General features: G+C 65.5%; 15 protein-coding genes. 3 read left to right on the top strand and 12 right to left on the bottom strand.

Annotated elements, in window-relative coordinates; all coding sequences use genetic code 11:
• Positions 1-42 precede the first annotated feature (42 nt).
• The 5 genes from AB0E69_RS34040 to AB0E69_RS34020 all read right to left on the bottom strand — a co-directional run bounded on the left by AB0E69_RS34040 (position 43) and on the right by AB0E69_RS34020 (position 3,917).
• The gene (locus AB0E69_RS34040; RefSeq protein ID WP_360155801.1) at positions 43-252 is read right to left on the bottom strand and encodes a hypothetical protein; all 210 of its coding nucleotides are present in this window, start codon (positions 250-252) and stop codon (positions 43-45) included.
• A gap of 189 nt (positions 253-441) precedes the next feature.
• Entirely contained in the window at positions 442-954 is a 513-nt protein-coding gene (locus AB0E69_RS34035) for an RICIN domain-containing protein (RefSeq protein ID WP_360155798.1), read from the bottom strand.
• A gap of 100 nt (positions 955-1,054) precedes the next feature.
• On the bottom strand, positions 1,055-1,846 hold the full coding sequence (locus tag AB0E69_RS34030) for a hypothetical protein (RefSeq protein ID WP_360155795.1): 792 nt from the start codon (positions 1,844-1,846) through the stop codon (positions 1,055-1,057).
• Between the two features lie 284 nt (positions 1,847-2,130).
• Positions 2,131-2,943: a hypothetical protein gene (locus AB0E69_RS34025; protein ID WP_360155792.1), complete on the bottom strand. Its 813-nt coding sequence runs from the start codon at positions 2,941-2,943 to the stop codon at positions 2,131-2,133.
• Between the two features lie 134 nt (positions 2,944-3,077).
• On the bottom strand, positions 3,078-3,917 hold the full coding sequence (locus AB0E69_RS34020) for an alpha/beta hydrolase (protein ID WP_360155789.1): 840 nt from the start codon (positions 3,915-3,917) through the stop codon (positions 3,078-3,080).
• Positions 3,918-4,152: 235 nt separating this feature from the next.
• Here AB0E69_RS34020 and AB0E69_RS34015 point away from each other — a divergent pair, with 235 nt between their 5' ends.
• Positions 4,153-4,647 (top strand): hypothetical protein, encoded by a 495-nt coding sequence (locus AB0E69_RS34015; protein WP_360155786.1) that lies wholly within the window; start codon positions 4,153-4,155, stop codon positions 4,645-4,647.
• 55 nt (positions 4,648-4,702) lie between these two features.
• Here AB0E69_RS34015 and AB0E69_RS34010 read toward each other — a convergent pair whose 3' ends face one another.
• Both AB0E69_RS34010 and AB0E69_RS34005 read right to left on the bottom strand, forming a co-directional pair.
• A complete protein-coding gene (locus AB0E69_RS34010; RefSeq protein ID WP_360155783.1) occupies positions 4,703-5,002 on the bottom strand; it encodes a hypothetical protein in 300 nt (99 codons plus the stop codon).
• Between the two features lie 40 nt (positions 5,003-5,042).
• Complete coding sequence (locus tag AB0E69_RS34005) at positions 5,043-6,551, bottom strand: FAD-dependent oxidoreductase (protein WP_360155780.1); 1,509 nt, start codon at positions 6,549-6,551, stop codon at positions 5,043-5,045.
• Between the two features lie 414 nt (positions 6,552-6,965).
• Here AB0E69_RS34005 and AB0E69_RS34000 point away from each other — a divergent pair, with 414 nt between their 5' ends.
• Entirely contained in the window at positions 6,966-7,652 is a 687-nt protein-coding gene (locus AB0E69_RS34000; RefSeq protein WP_360155777.1) for a hypothetical protein, read from the top strand.
• Positions 7,653-7,953: 301 nt separating this feature from the next.
• Here AB0E69_RS34000 and AB0E69_RS33995 read toward each other — a convergent pair whose 3' ends face one another.
• Both AB0E69_RS33995 and AB0E69_RS33990 read right to left on the bottom strand, forming a co-directional pair.
• Positions 7,954-9,543, bottom strand: a complete 1,590-nt coding sequence (locus AB0E69_RS33995; RefSeq protein WP_360155774.1) for an MFS transporter — start codon at positions 9,541-9,543, stop codon at positions 7,954-7,956.
• The gene (locus AB0E69_RS33990; protein ID WP_360155771.1) at positions 9,540-9,917 is read right to left on the bottom strand and encodes a fibronectin type III domain-containing protein; all 378 of its coding nucleotides are present in this window, start codon (positions 9,915-9,917) and stop codon (positions 9,540-9,542) included. Before AB0E69_RS33990 ends, AB0E69_RS33995 begins: the two co-directional genes overlap by 4 nt.
• 96 nt (positions 9,918-10,013) lie before the next feature.
• Between AB0E69_RS33990 and AB0E69_RS33985 the strand changes: the two genes are divergently transcribed.
• On the top strand, positions 10,014-10,916 hold the full coding sequence (locus AB0E69_RS33985; protein ID WP_360155768.1) for a helix-turn-helix transcriptional regulator: 903 nt from the start codon (positions 10,014-10,016) through the stop codon (positions 10,914-10,916).
• A gap of 1 nt (position 10,917) precedes the next feature.
• On the opposite strand, the gene AB0E69_RS33980 is transcribed toward AB0E69_RS33985, so the two are convergent.
• The 3 genes from AB0E69_RS33980 to AB0E69_RS33970 form a co-directional block, all read right to left on the bottom strand.
• Positions 10,918-12,990 (bottom strand): BTAD domain-containing putative transcriptional regulator, encoded by a 2,073-nt coding sequence (locus tag AB0E69_RS33980; protein ID WP_360155765.1) that lies wholly within the window; start codon positions 12,988-12,990, stop codon positions 10,918-10,920.
• Between the two features lie 100 nt (positions 12,991-13,090).
• Positions 13,091-13,579, bottom strand: coding sequence for a DUF4440 domain-containing protein (locus tag AB0E69_RS33975; protein WP_360155762.1), 489 nt, complete (start codon positions 13,577-13,579; stop codon positions 13,091-13,093).
• 157 nt (positions 13,580-13,736) lie between these two features.
• Positions 13,737-15,497 carry an aminotransferase class I/II-fold pyridoxal phosphate-dependent enzyme gene (locus AB0E69_RS33970; protein WP_360155759.1) on the bottom strand — a complete coding sequence of 587 codons (1,761 nt, stop codon included), beginning with the start codon at positions 15,495-15,497 and terminating at the stop codon, positions 13,737-13,739.
• Positions 15,498-15,647 lie beyond the last annotated feature (150 nt).

Here is a 15,647-nt window from a genome sequence, read left to right as displayed (position 1 = left end):
TTTACTCCTCCTCGGTGCAGATATCGGATAGTTCGGCGTGAGCTACGTGGCGCTGGACGTGACCTCAGTCGCGACGGCCGCTGCTCTTGATGCGCGGTGGAGTGAAGCAAGGGCTCGGACCTGCGCCCATACCTGAGCGCCGCGCCGGGACGTACTCGTCTGGTCGGCGACCACCGGAGCATCGGGCAGCGCTGACTGCGCCAGGCTCCGGGCGTTCTCCACAACGGTGTTGCCGGGGATGGATATCGACATTCTGGGCTCCTTCATAGATCGCGCGAGTTCGGTTAGTGGCCTTGCGGTCCGCATCCCGCGGTCCCACCAACACATCGTCGATCTGGCAGCCGGCACACCACATCTGGCGCACAACCTCAGATCAGGCCCCTTGGCACTCAATTCCGACGCCCGTGCACTTAGATCCGACATGGCAGGCATGAGCCTTCTTCAGGCGTTGAAAAGGAAAATCACCTGCCAAGTCTGACTGGCTGGGGCAGGGCTGGACGGATTCAGGCACGGCACGCCCGTCACCTCGTGGACCCAACCTGCCAGCCGTGCGATGCACACCGCTTCCCTCGGGTACCAGTCCTGGTACCACACCCGCTGGTACCAGCCGTGTTGCCAGTGCAGGAAGTGTTGGCTGGACTCGGAGAGGCAGTACTCGGTGTGGATGGCTTCAGGAGCGAAGTAGGTGTCCGCTTGCAGGCACCGGCCGGTGGCGACGTTCTTGGTCCAGCCGCCGTTCCAGATATGCCATTGCTGATAAGGATTACGGGGATCACAGGGGTTCAGGTAGACATCGCCGGCGGCATTGCTGTCCAAGCAATATCCTTCGTCGTTTCCGATCTGGTTGTAGTCAAGACCAGCTGATGCCGGCGCCGCAGTACCAATGATCAGCCCAGCGACGACAACGCTGCACGCGATCGCTGCGCTGATCCAGCCTCTTAGCCTCGTCTTCAAGGAGAGCTCCTATGCTCGGTGGCTCCGTTCGCGGAGCCCTGTGAGCATCTGAGCACCTTGGCCTTGCATCTGGCTTACGCGCCCTTCACAGCTTGTGAGGTCAGCGACCCTCAGTGCTGGTCTGCCAAATCGTCGTTCGCCCGTACACGATGACGGCGTTGCCAGTGTTCAGCATTTGGAGTACGGCGCCGGCGTGCGGGGCGGTCTTGCTGGACCAGAGGGGCTTGTTGGCGGGGCTGTAGACGATCAGATTGCCGTCGGCCTGCATGATCGCCCAGGCGCCGGGGTTCTTACCCGTCGCGGTGTGCCACAGCGGGGTCGTACCATTTTTCACCAGCACCAGGTTGCCGTCTGTCTGCATCATCATCCGGTAGATCCGGTTTGTCGAGAACAGCGCCTGCCCCGGCTTCAGCGCCCGATTCACACCGAGCGTGCCCAGCACCATCGAGCGCGTCCAGACTGGCTTGCTGCGGCTGTTGTAGAGGACCAGGTTGGAGTCGTTCTGCACCGCCAACCTCGCGTTCGTGCTGCCGGCGGTGTTGCTGGCCCAGATCCGCGTGCGACCGGAGATGACGACCAAATTCCCGTCGCGCTGCATGACCAGTGAGGAGGCCCTGCGGTTCGTCATCGTGCCCCACAGCGCGGTGCGACCCTTGTAGAGCACGGCGTTGCCATCGGCCTGCATGAGCAGGGTGAAGACGCCGTTCTGGGACCGGCGATACTGACCAGGCTTGAGGATCTGGCCGGGCAGCAACACATCCGAAACTGAAGCCACCTGCGTCGTTGAGATGGCTTCAGTGGTCGATGCGTCAGCGGCAGGGGCAATCAGCAGCGTCGCACTTGCAGCGAGCGTGATGAGCGCCCACGTGCAGGTGGACTTGAGGTTGATCATCGAACTTCTTCTCCACTTCCAGACGGTCGGTCCGGTCGGTCCGGACCAAGGAGGTGGGCTCCGCGCCCAGCGCACGGAGCCCACCGTGGGTGCGTCGCCTTCTTCAGCGCAGGCACGGGCAAACGCTACGGAGCCCGCCTTGCACCTGACTTACACGTCGACGGGACATGCGCGATCACGTCCGAGCAGCGGCACCAAGCCGATCCGTCGACCTCGGCTCGCCGAACATCCAACCCGACGACTCCTGGATGGAGATGGATGCCTTAGGCATCGAGTGCGGCAGGTCAGTGGTTCGGCTCCAGGTCCGGGCGCATGCGGGCGAGGAGGGTGGCGAGTTCAGGTTCGGTGATCTGCTCCGTGAACAGCTGGCCGAGGGTCGTGCCGTCGGCCCAGGCGCAGTGCACCTCGGAACCGGCCCGCTGCGGAACAGGGATCGAAGCGCACTCGATCGTCTCACCGCTACGGCGGCCGGGGTGCTCGGTGATCCCGTGCTCGAACTGACCGTGGGTGGCAAGGTCGCGAAAGAACGCGTCCATCGTGACCTTCGGGTCCCAGCGGCCTTCCAGCCCGACAAAGACCATCACGAGTGGCTTACCGTCAGGATGCTGGGGATGCGCGTAGGTCGCGTACTTCAGATCCTTCCCCGACTTGATCAGGTTCTCGTAATACTCCTCCACAGCCGGCGGTGTCGGCACCTTGTGCACCCCGCCCGCCACGTCCGGCAGCGCGAGATGCCCGCGCTGAACACCCGGCGGCGTCGGAGCATCGCTGTCGTAGTGGATCAGTAACGGCAGGATCCCGACCACCAATGTCGCCGTCGCGAGGCCACGCAACCGCAAGGCTTTCCGCACCTCGGGCCGTTGGTAGATCGGCAACACCGGCGGTGAACCGACGAACTGCTGAGGTGGTGACGACCATCCCGGCTGCGGGTTCTGCGCGGGCGGCGGTACCGCGCGTTTCGTTGCCTCGAGTCGCCGATTCACAGCAATGAGTCCAATGATTCCACCGAGGACGAGGACGAGCCCGACCACCGTGAGCACCGACAGGTCGGTCGGTGTCCCGAGGGTGACCGCAGCGTCAAGACTGATCTGGCACATGACCTCGACTCCCCTCGGAACCTCTTCGCCCTGCTGATGCGGCCTGTCACGCGGAAGTTGCACCAGGCCGCCGGCCCCAGCTAACGCCAGCTCGCCTTCACATTGGTTTCACGTCCCGTGGCGGTCCGACTGGCTCAGTCCAGGAAGGTGCGCAGATTTGCGACGTAGGTATCGGGATCGTCCAGCCACGGGTAGTGGCTCGCCTGGGGGTGGACCGTGAGTTGCCAGCCCGCGAACGACGCGACTGCCTCGGCGGCCTGTTCAGGTGTGGGGCCGATCTCCAGCTCCCCGACGTACATCATCACCGGCGCGTTCACAGCGGCCAGCGCCGCCTTTATGGCCGCCGGCTCCGGCGCCCCCGGACCGTAGAACTCGGCTGCCACTGCCTTGTGCCGCTCGGTGAATCCCAGCCGGGCGTGCCTCTGCGCGGCTAGGTCCCAACGGCCGTAAAAGAAGGGCAGGTAGCGGTGTCGAGTCTCATCGGATGTATCCCCACTTCCAGCCGCATCGATCGCGGCGCACGCATCCTCGTACCAGGGCTCTCCCGAACGGCGTGCCATAGCCGCCCGCTGCTGCGCGTCGGTCAATGTCAGCCCCAGCGGGAAGAGCCCTGGGCTGTGTAGCACCAGGCGCCGGATGCGCTGCGGATATGCGGCTGCGTAGTAGAGTCCCACAACACCGCCCGCTGAGTGCGCGAGCAAGTCCATCCGCTCCAGACCAAGCTCGACGCGCAGGCCTTCGACGTCCTCGGCCAACCGATCGCGACGGTACGTCGCAGGGTCCGTCGGCGTCGAGGACTCTCCCGTCCCCCGGGTCTCGGGCATGATCAGCTCGCGATAATCTGCGAGCCCCCCAAGGTCCCCAAAGTAGTCGGGGTGCCGACCAGGCCCACCTGGCAGACATACCAACGGACGCCCGGTTCCGATCCGTCGATACGCAATCTTCGTGCCGTCGTACGAGGTGAAGTGCGGCATGGCGGCACGATAGCCCCGCGCTGTGCAATTCGATCGCGTGTTCTGCTGCCAGCAGAGACAAGCCCCGCCTCTCCAGGCTCATGCCGTATCGCTCTTGCCATCAGCAACCAATGACCGGCCGCGCTGCGTCGCGTTATCTGATCGAGATTGGACTGGCGCAGTACGTCACGAACTGGCATCTCCACTGGGGCGGGTTTGTTCCTATGCTGCCGCAGACACTCACTAAGGAGGACCGATGAGATCTCTGCGCGTCGCCGCTGTTGCCCTCGCCAGTGCGGGCGTCGTCGCCGGCTCGTCCGTCGCAAACGCACACCCGCGTTGCGAGCAGGTCGATGCGACCATCTACGACAAGGTCGTCGACGTAGGCTGCCCGTCACCGACCCAGGTCTGCGTTGCCGGCACGTTCCGCGGCCGCCACAGCTTTGACGGCACCAGCGTCTTCATCCTCGGGTCCCGGGGCGAAGCGCCACCGACGGCGCCCGGCTACCGCCCGGTCAGCGGGACGATCACCTACACCTTCGCGGACGGCTCGACCTTGACCGCCCTCGAGACCAGCATCGGCAACGTCAACACGACAACCGGCACCGGCCATGCCGGCGGCACCCAGGAATTCACCGGCGGCACCGGCCGCTACGAGAACGCCACCGGCTTCACCTACCTCAACCAGCACTGGCAGACCGACCATTTCGTCACCACGATCCACGGCGAAGCCTGCCGCTCCAACGGCTGAGCAGCACGCTCCCTGCGGAGGTTCCTCAGGGAGCGTGCTCGACGGGGATTCTTGCTTAGACGTTCCTCGCACGTCGCCAGGTTTCGAAGTTTGCGGCGATGATGCGCTCGTCGTGCACGCCGGCTGCTTCGTCGGACGCGAGCCAGACGATAGGCGGTGCCATCACCGTCGGTTCCAGGAGTCTGCGACCCTCGGGCGAGGCGTCGTCGGGCAACATCCCCGTCGCGGTCAGGCCACCTGGCAGCAGCAGGTTGACAGTGACACCCGTCGTACGCAGATCGGCCGCCATGATCCGCGACATCGCCTCACTGCCGGCGCGGGACGGTCCGCACGGCACGAAACCGACTCGGTGCATGGTCGAGTTGACCGTACCAGCACCCTCATCGGTGTCTCCCTTAGCGAGCTAGTGCGGCGTCGAGTGCGCGGCGAACGGCGTTCTCCGGGTCGGGGTCCAGCTCGCGGGTGCGCCAAGCGACGAAGCCGTCGGGCCGGACCAGGCTCGCGCCGCCCGCACCGATCCCGTAGGCCGGCAGCGTGTCGATCACGTGCACGGCGATCGGGAGACCACGCGCGGCGGACTCCCACGGCGAGCCGTCCCGACCGGCCAGAAGCACGAATCCGTCCCCGAAGAGGTCAAGCACAGAGCTGGACCCTAGAAACACATGTGGTGCTCGGGTCCCCGGCTCGCCGGACAGCTCGGAGGGCACCACCGGCGGTCGATCCAGGTAGCTGTATCCCATCGCGACCGCACCGTACTCAATGAGCTCCGGTCCCTCGGCAGACCGCATCCGGCTGCCGAACCGCGCGAGCGCCTGCTGCATGGTCAGCCGGCCCACCGGACGCCGTTCCGCGTCATAGGTGCGCAGCAAGTCCTCGCCTGCCGAACCATCCAGGACCGCGGCAAGTTTCCAGGCCAGGTTGTGCGCATCCTGAATGCCGCAGTTCGCACCCAGACCGCCGGTCGGCGGCCACGTGTGCGCCGCGTCGCCAACCAGAAACACGCGACCTACCTGGTACCTGCGTGCGAGTCGGGCAGCGATCGGAAAGGCCAGCACCGTCAGATCCGTGCCAGGGATCTGTGGATGCAGCTTGACCTCCACGTCCGGCAGTCCTGCCGCGGCGCGGACCATGTCTGCGATCCGCGCATCGCTGTACGCCGTGACGTCCTCGGCAGCGGCGTCGTAGCCGGTGCCGAACACCCAGCGCAGGCCGGCATCGTCGTGCGCCATGAGAATCGTAAAAGGACGCGGCTGCTGCAGATACGCCATGCTCGCGATGCGGCCGCGTAGCGCAGGTCGCAGGTCGGCCTCGACGATGGCGGTCAGCGTAGTGAACAGAACGCCAGGGCCGTCGGTCTCGATTGCGAGTTCGGCACGGATCGAGCTGTTGACCCCGTCAGCCGCGATCAGGTATTCCGCCTCGATCGTCTCGTCCACACCGGTTGCATGATTCCGGACGGTCGCGAGGACGCCGTGCAAGTCCTGTCGATGGGTGACGAGTTCGACGCCGAATCGTAGCTCGGCTCCGAGCTCGCGAGCTCGATCCCGAACAAGGATCTCGAGCACGTCCTGGTCAATCGGGCCGAACCCGCACGGGCTGGAACTTGCTCCGTCGTCCTCGTGCGGCTCGTCCGGCGTGGTGTACTCCGCATCGTTCAAGGTCTGCCCTTGTACCGGCGTGTAAGCGAAGCCCGGACCGGCGAACGCGGACCCCAGGATCGCGGGCTCGAGCCCTGCCTGCCGGTAGATCTCCATGGTGCGTGGGGTCAGACCGCGCGCCCGCGGATGAATCAGCAGGTCGGGGTGGCGCTCGACCAGCACGCACGGCACTCCGTGCTTCGCCAGGAACAGGGCCGCTGTGAGTCCGACAACCCCGCCACCGACAACCAGTACTGAAGTCTGCACGAAACTCCTCCTCGGTCGAGACGTCATTCCTCGCCACGCCAAGCACGACAGGTTCTGCCCGCTGACTCGGCGACTGCTGAGACATGGCTCCGGCCTGGTGCGCGCCCAACGCCGGCTGCTGAGACGACGGACGCGCGCCGGCGCGCACACTGGACTTCTTACTCGAATCAGAACTCGACGACATCCAGGAAAGACTCACGTGTTTCGCGCATTATCATCACCCCTTCCCTTTGGCAGATTGGACATTAGGCGCTGCACCTTGCTGCGATCTTTCACGACGCTTTCTCGAGCACTGGGTTGGAATCACGGCGCCGAGCACTGCGCAGACCTCGCAGCAAACTCTGTGCCTACCGTGACGAGCTTGGCGTGATGTAAGAGTCATGAAGCCCTTGGCTTCGTAGGGTTTACCCATGGGTGGCACAACGCCGGGACGTGATGATCGGGTGCGACTTTGTCAGCTTTGTTCTGGTGGTGTCCATGGCAGTGCCGGGGATGCCCTTGGCCGTTGTCTGTGCCGGAATGGCGGGCGTCGCCCTTGTCGGCGGGCCGTTCCGCTCCGCGCGACTGGCGCTGCTACCTGAGCTGTTGTCCGGTGATGCCTACATCGCAGGGCTTGCCGCGCGCGCCATGATCAACCAGACCGCACAGCTGGTCGGGTTCGCCGCGGGCGGTGTCCTCGTCGGACTGGCGAGCCCTTATATAGCCTTGGTGGCCGACGCGATGACGTTCGCGGCCTCGGCCGTCCTGCTGATCCGGGTATCCCGCCGACCGGTGACTCAGCACCGGCGGCACCGGTTCTGGTCATCCTCCCTCCACGGCGCCCGGGTCATCGCAGGCATCCCGGGCCTGCCCGCGCTGTACGCCCTTGCCATGCTCGCCGGTTTCTACATCGGGCCCGAGGGCCTAGCCGCAGAGCCTGCGTTCGGCAGGTCCCTCCGGTATCCGGCTGCCGGCCGGTGCCTGACACCGGTCCGGATCAGGATCGCGGAGCCTGCGAACGTCAGCGCGTCGACCGCCAGTGCAGGCCTGGCGCCGATCCACGCAACCAGAGCGCCACCGACGGCGAAGCCGCTCATCTGCGCCGCCTGCACCGTAATCTGACGAGTCGCCTGCGCTACATCAAACCGATCTCCCTCGAGGGCCAGCGGCAAGGTGGCGATCTGGGCTGCCGCGAACGGCGCGGCCAACAACTGCACAACGATCAGCAGGCCGCCAAGGCCCACGACCGGAACGCCTGGCAGGACCATGTCGCCTGCCACAGATTGCAATTCGGCCAGCCACAACGCGCGGAACTCCCCTACCCGAAGGACGTCACCAAAGCTCGCCCGTTGTTCGCCCGCACCCGATCTGGACACCCAACGCCTCCAATTGCGGTGTCGGTCACGCGAGTCCTTGCGTCAGTTCACGTCTCGTTGGCAGCCTCGCCCTCCGCTACCAAGGTGGGCTCCTGTTCGAGCTCCCTGGCGTCGCCACCTTGCGTGTTCCGCACCTGCCTGAACGCTCGGACGGCGAGTACAGCCATGCCGGCGTAGAAGATGGCACTGACGACGCCCACGACGTGCACACCGGACGTGAAGGCGTCACGTGCGGCGGCCAGGAGGCCGCCGCCCTGGCCGGAAGGCAGCTGACCGGCAGCCTCGACAGCGCGGTCGACGCTCTCGCGGGCGGCGTTCGCCGCATCGGCCGGTAACGCGCCGAGGGCGCCCTCCATGTTGCTGCGATACACCGCCGTACCGAGCGTGCCAAGCGTCGCGATGCCGAGCCCGAGGGCGAGCTCAGTGGTGGTTTGTACGATTGACGCGCCTGAGCCTGCCTTGTCCGCGGGCACGGCGCCCATGGCGAGGTGATTGCAGAGCGCGGCCAGTGGCGCCGTTCCGAGCATGACGACACACATCGCGATGAAGATCATCCCAGGCCCGGACGTCGAATCGGCCAGCGTGAAGCCCAGATAGCCGACACCGGCAACGACCAGCCCACCCGCGATCAGGTACGCCGGGCGGACATGGTTTGCCACCGGCGGGGTGGCAAGGTTGCCGGCGATCATGAGCACGTTGGGAAGCAACAGGAGGAGGCCGGCCGCCAGCGGGGTCAGCCCGGCGACGTTCTGGAGGTACAGGTTGACGAGGAGGGAGACACCGGCGCCTACCAGCGCTGTCGTGAAGAACAACGCCGTCGCGGCGCTGAACGTGCGGTTGCCGAACAGACGTAGGTCGAGCAGAGGTTGCTCCAAGTGCCGCTGCCGCTGGACGAACACGACCCCTACCGCCAGGCCGAATGCCAGCGCCACGGCGGGGAACCACCCCCAGCCGTACCGAGCCAGACCCTTCAATCCATAAACGAACGGCAAGATCGCCGCGAGCGACAGTACGACGCTGACCGGGTCCACCTTGCCGGACTGATGCACTTTCTGGTCCGGAAGCAGGAAGGGCCCGAATGCCAGCAACAGCACTATCCCTGGCAAGGACACCAGGAACACTGAGCCCCACCAGAAGTACTCGAGCAGCACTCCACCGACCAGCGGACCGAGCGTCAGTCCGCCCATGAAGCAGGCCAGATAGATGGCGATGGCACGACTGCGTTGCTTCTCGTCGGTGAACATCCCGATGACCAGGGCCAGCACCGACGGCATCACCGCTGCACCCGCGACGCCGAGTAGCGCACGACTGGCGATGAGCATCTCCGGACTGGCGGAAAAGGCTGCCGCTACAGAGGCGATGCCGAACAAGGCGGCACCGAAGAGCAAAGGCTTCTTCCGGCCGATTCGGTCGCCGATCGTGCCCATGGTGACCAGAAAGCCCGCGATCACGAAGCCGTAGACATCGACGATCCACAGTTGCTGGATGCCGGTCGGCGCGAGGTCGACGGTCAGACGGGGGATGGCGAGGTACAGCACGGAGAAATCCATCGCGATCAGGAAGACCGGCACTCCGAGCACTGCCAGACCAACCCATTCCCGCCGCCCTGCCAACGGACTCGGCTCTGCACTGGTCACGATCCGATCCCGCTCCCGACCACGACGCCCACTGGGTTGCTCGGCAGCGAACGGTTCAAAGATGGGTCGACCGCCTGCACCGTGATGACGTGCGAACCTGCCGTGATGCGGCAGAGCTGGACGAGGGTGTCGATGTTGTATGTCGTGGCAGCCGGCCTGGCCCGCTGTTGCCCGTCGACCAGCACCCAGTAGTGATAGATCACTCCCGAGTCGTCGGTCGAGGCGTCCCAGCGGAGGATTGCTTCGCCGCGGAACTCGCCGGAGATCCGCAGCTGTTGCGGCGCCGACGGCGGGGTTGTATCGGCGACCGCGACCGCCGGCGGGGCGATCAACACACCGCCGACGACAAGTACCAGCATTGCAGTTACACGCATTGGGGACTCCATGGTTGATCGGTCAACCATGGACGCTAGCTCCGGGCCCCTTTCACATCGCTCACACGAAGCCTCGCCGGCCGGGGCCCAGAACCTATGCTTGGGTCAACGGACGATGGCGAAGGAGGGAGCACGGTGGCGTCGGCACCGTTGGACTCGCGCCGGCAGCTCGGTGCGGAGCTGAGAATTCTCCGACGCCGGAGTCGTTATTCCGGCCTCGAGCTCGCTGCGAGGCTCGGCGTGGGGCAGGCAACAGTGTCGCGCATGGAAACCGGCCAAGTCCGGCCCAGCCTCGAGGTGATCGAGCGCTGGCTGAATCTCACCGGGGCGGACCAGACCATTCGAGATCGCGCGCGCAAGCTGGCAGACGACGCCCAACTCGATGTCGTCGGCTGGCGCGCGGTCTATCGACGAGGCCCCGCGCGTCGGCAGCGCCAGTCGATAGCGTACGACCCCCTGGCGACCAGAATCCGCTGGTTTCAGCCGTTCATGGTGCCAGGACCCTTCCAACCGCTTGCGTATGCACGAGCGCTGATGCTTGGAATGCGCATCGACGACGTTGACGTCTGGGACCTCGAGCTGGCAATCGAGGTGAGGGCAGAGCGCAAGCGCCTCATCTTCGAGGAGGGCACCCCACTTGACGTCATTGCGACCCAGACTGGACTTCGCGCGCTGCCTGCGGGCCTTCCAGCGACGGTACTGCGTGAGGCGTGGTCGGCGATGCTGGACGCGAACGAGCTGCCGAACGTAACCGTCCGGATCGTCCCAGACGACGCACCGATGCGTCAGGCGATCATGTGCGGTTGGGTCATGTACGACCTCGCCGACGAAGCAAAAGACCCGCAGGCCGTGCAGGTCGAAACCCCCGGTGCTCTGTTGACCTTCACGGGACAAGATGTCGCGCCGTACGAGACCGCCTGGGCCAGGATGGCTGCCTCCGCCCTGAATCCGCGGAAGTCCTCGGATCTCCTGCGGGCCCTCTTACGCGAGAACGACTGAATCACTGTAAGGAGAGGCTGCGGCGAATGGCCTTGGCCACGGCCAGCGCTTGGGCTCGATCGAGGTGATTCGCGGCATCGAGCGTGGCTGCCGCGAGATCCGACAACTCTGTGTCGAGCGGTGTCGGCGGATTCGGAACGGGGGTCGCTGTCCGCATCCCGGCGGACACCGTGTAGTGGTCGATCAGCCGAACAAGTACGGCGCTGCGAGCCTCGGAAGGGTCGTTGCGAGCTGATAACGCCGCTGCATGGATTCTCACCAGCGGATGGAAACGGAATCGGTCAGGCGCAGGCTCGCTCAGCAGGTGTGCATCAAGCAGCTTCTCGAGCAGCCCGCTGGTCTCCTCCGTGCTGCGCCCGATCATCGCGGCAGCGGCGGCAGCTTCCACCTCCACACCCGGATGGAGTCCGAGAAATCGATACAGCTGCTGTTGCGGGCCGGTGAGATTTCGGTAGGAGAGGGCCAATGCCCCGGCAATGCTCCACTCGCCGACGTCGAGAACGGACAGCCGGCGGTTCGGGTCACGGAGCTGGTCGGCCAGCTCGTGAACGCCCCAGGACGGATGCGAGCGCAGCCGGGTACCTGCAATCCGGATGGCAAGTGGGAGCCTCCCGCACATTTCCACGAGCTCGAGTAGCGTCTCGGGCGGGCCAATGACCGGCAACTCGGCGATGTGGGCGAACAGCGTTACCGCGTCCTCGGGTGGCAGCAAGCCGAGCGAGAGTGTGCACGCATTGTCCGGGCCCGATAGCGCCGTTCTACTGGTCACCAGCACAGCACATCCAGCGGCTCCGGGAAGCAGCGGCCGCACTTGCCGCTCATCGCGGGCGTTGTCCAGAACGATCAAGGTCCGGGTGTCGGCAAGCTTGCTTCTGTAGAGCGCCGAGCGGTCTTCCGTGCGGCACGGAATCTCACTGACCGGAACATCGAGCGCCAGCAGTAGCCGCTCCAATGCGTCAGCGGGCTGGACCGGCAGCACGTCCTTGCTGAATCCGTGCAGGTCGATGAAGAGTTGCCCGTCCGGGAATCTCGAAGCGAGTTTTTGGGCTGCGTAGACCGCAAGGGTCGTCTTGCCAACACCGGGCATGCCGTTAATTGCGGCGACTGCCATCACCGGCCCTGCAGATTCGCTGGGTGCCAGAGATTCCATGAGCTGCTCGACCTCAACTGCGCGGCCGGTAAAGTTTGGCGAGGCGGCCGGCAGCTGTGCGGGAACGGTTCGCATTCTGACGATCTGCGGGTTTCCCGCGGCATCGAACAAGGTGGTATCGCTGTTCAGGATGCGTTGATGTAATTGTTGCACCTCCGGACCCGGATCGACTCCGAGCTCGTCGGTCAAAATGATCCGGAGCTTCCGGTACGCCGATAATGCGTCGGACTGCCGCCCGGACCGATAAAGGGCGGTCATCAGCTGCGCCCAGTACCGCTCGCGGAGCGGCCATTCGGCCACCAGCCCCAACAGTCGGGGGACCAGTTCGGCATGGCGCCCCAGCGACAGTTCGGCGCCGATTCGGTGTTCGACGGCGATGGCCCACAACTCCTCGAGGTGATCGACCTCGTCTCGCTGGATCCCATCGGATGCGACGTTGCTCAGGATCGGACGTTGCCAAAGATCGACCGCTTCGGCTGCGAGCGACGCCTCGAGAGCGAGATTGCCTGCCGCATGCGCACGGTCTACTCGACCGAGGAGTTCGGTGAACCGCAGGAGATCGAGACTCTCGGCACTCGCGGATGCGACGTATCCGCCGTCTTCGGTGCGAATCACGGCCGGCCCGTCAGGGCCCAGGACCTGGCGCAGCCGCGTCGTATAGACATGCAGATTTTGACGAGCCCGCGGGGATCGGCGACCGTTCCAGAGCTGGCCGATGAGGTCGGATGCCGGAACCACTTGGTTGGGCCTCAGGAGAAGCGTCGCGAGGATGACCGACAGCTGGCCCGGTGGGACCTTGACAGGTTGCCCAGCTCTTGTCACTCTCAGTGGCCCAAGGACCTGGAAGAGCAGCCCTTGCTCCCGCCCGTCACGGCGACGCATCTCGACAGCCGGATCGACACCACAGACCACGACCTCGGACAATCCACACCTCCGCATCCGTGATTATTCGCCGATATCCACAATTATCCACGCATTAGGCAGGATACGCCCGGGCAGGGTCGCGTCTCAAAGGGTGCGGAGACTACCTCGCGGCCGGAGCGCCGGCCTCGGTGCCTTGATCGGAGACGACCAGCCAGCGCCCGCGATCGTAGGTGTACGTGACTGTGTTGAGGGCGTGCCGGCTGAACCCCGGCCGCTCGATCAGGGTCCGGTACACGATGACCGCAGTACGGCAGCCCTGCACGGATCTGGTGACTTCGGTCCAGCTCCACTTGGCCACCTTGGCCTCGAAGTAGGGAGCGAGAGCTTCCATGATCTCGTCCCGGCCGACGGCGACTACTCCGACCGCGAACACGCTCGTCGCGTCGGGGTGATGGACATCGCGGAACGCCACGGCGTCATAGTCGCGGAAGGACTCCATGTCCTGCCGTTGCGCCTGGTCGAACCTCTCCGCACAGCTGCCGTGACGCGAGTCCGCTCCCGCAGCCAAGAGGTGCACGCCTTCGATGGAAGGGATCGAGGTCGTCAGGACAACACTGAGGGCTGCGGCGCCGACGGCAAGTTTGCGCATGAGTTTCTCCCTGGGTCGGTGGGAACGAACTCAGCCACGGTAAGTCCGCGGTGCGCCCGAGGATGACGCCAAACCAGGACCGCGCGCATGGGCCAACGGCACTCACGTCACCCGTCGGGTCAGCCTTGCCTCCGGCAACTGTTGCCAGGAGCAATAGTTAGGCCATCGTGGAGCCGCGGGGCGGCTGGCGAGGGAGGACGTCGAGCAAGGCGGCGAGTGCACCTCGAAAAGCATGGGCCGGAGGGCGGGCATAGCCGATCACCAGGCCGCCTGGTTCGGTGTCCTGGCTGTCGCTGATTCGAAACCTGCTGAGGCCCGCAAGAGCCAAGCCGCGCGCAGCGGCGCGTGAGACGACCTCCGTCTCCGTCTCGCGGCCGCCGGGCAATTCGATCAGGCCGTGAAGACCGGCAGGAACGCCGCGGAGGTCCAGCGGCTGTTGCCGTGCGCCCAGCGCCTGCTCGAGTTGCTCGCGACGCCGGCGGTATCGCAGTCGAGCGGTACGGAGGTGCCGGTCGAAGTCGCCGCACTCGATGTACTCCGCCAAGGCCAACTGTTCACCGATACCGGTGTGCAGGTCGCTGTCCTCCCGCAACTTCAGCAGCGGAGCCAGACATCGGCGTGGAACCGCCATCCAGCCAAGTCGGAGTCCTGGGGCCAGCGTCTTGCTCATCGAGCCGACATACACCACGTGATCTGGGTCCTCTGCCTGCAGAGCTCCGACTCGAATCTGGTCGTAGCGGAACTCCCCGTCGTAGTCGTCCTCGATGACCAGGGCGCCGGTTGCCCGCGCCCACTCGACCACCTCCACGCGGCGCTCGGCGCTCAGCGGAACTCCGGTAGGGAACTGGTGCGCAGGGGTGAGGAGCACCGCGGCCGCGGGCGCTTGCCATAGCCGGCCAACGCAGGCCCCGGCTTCGTCCAGCGGAAGGGCAGTGACGGTCAGGCCTTGTCTTGTCGCCACGCGGCGGAGTCGGGGAAAACCATAAGACTCCATGGCCATCGTCGCGCTTCCCGTTTGACCGAGTACGGCGGACAGCATGCTCAATCCGTGGGTCGCTCCATTACAGACCACGATCTGGCCGGCGGATGTACGCACGCCTCGGGCGCGCCCGAGGTAGGCAGCGAGGGCGGCCCGCAGCCGCGGATGGCCCAAGGGATCTCCGTAGGCGAGCGACTCCATCGGGGCCGACAGTACGGCGCGCCGGTAGGCTGCGCTCCACGCGTCACGGGGGAAGTCAGCGACGTCTGGAACGCCAGGTCGCAGGTCATAACGCGGCCGCGGCTCAGCACCGTCGGACTCAGCCACCACTGTGGCTTCGGGCAGGTCGCGCGCGACCGATGTGCCACGTCCGCGGTGTGCCTCGAACCAGCCCTCCGCAACGAGTTGGGCATAGGCATTTGCCACGGTGTTCCGTGCGACGCCGAGGTCAGCGGCCAGAGACCGGGAGGAAGGTAGGCGCGTACCCTGCTTGAGCCGGCCATGCCGCACCGCCTTGCGGAGATCTCGCTCCAGCCCGGCCCGCAGATCACGGCTACCGATCTCGACATGTAGATCGAGACCCGGCGTGATCGTGTGGTCCGCGCCGTCTCCACGTCGAACCGACAGGGTCACCGGCTCGGAGCGGTCCTGCCCGGATTCGTTGAACGGCGAAAGCGATCGATTCTGTATCTGGCGGATCGGTTCGGGATTCAGAAAGTGAAGCCGCATCCTTCGTCGGTGCACCACGGTGACCAGACCGGCAGACGCCAACAGGTCGAGATGTTGCGTCACTGATTGCCTGGTCATGCCGCCGACGCTGTCGCAAAGCTCGGTCAGCGTCTGCCCGTCGCGCTCACGAAGGCGGTTCAGGAGGGCCCGGCGGGTGCTGTCGGCCAGCGCCCTGAAGACCGCATCCTGCGCCATCGCGTCAGCATCCACGCCGTCATTATGCAGGCATTCACCTGCATACCCCCGATGGAGAAGTCTCGATCTACATCCATCGCTGTGCGCCGCCGCACCGCGGGGGATCGCCCACCAGCGGTAATTCAGCATTAGTCGACCAGGTAGCGGTTTCTCCGCGCTTACTCC

Origin of the sequence: Kribbella sp. NPDC026611 (assembly GCF_040638345.1) — a bacterium.
Lineage (GTDB): Bacteria > Actinomycetota > Actinomycetes > Propionibacteriales > Kribbellaceae > Kribbella.
Note: the sequence above shows the minus strand (reverse complement) of the source record. Positions and strands in the feature narration are given on the sequence as shown.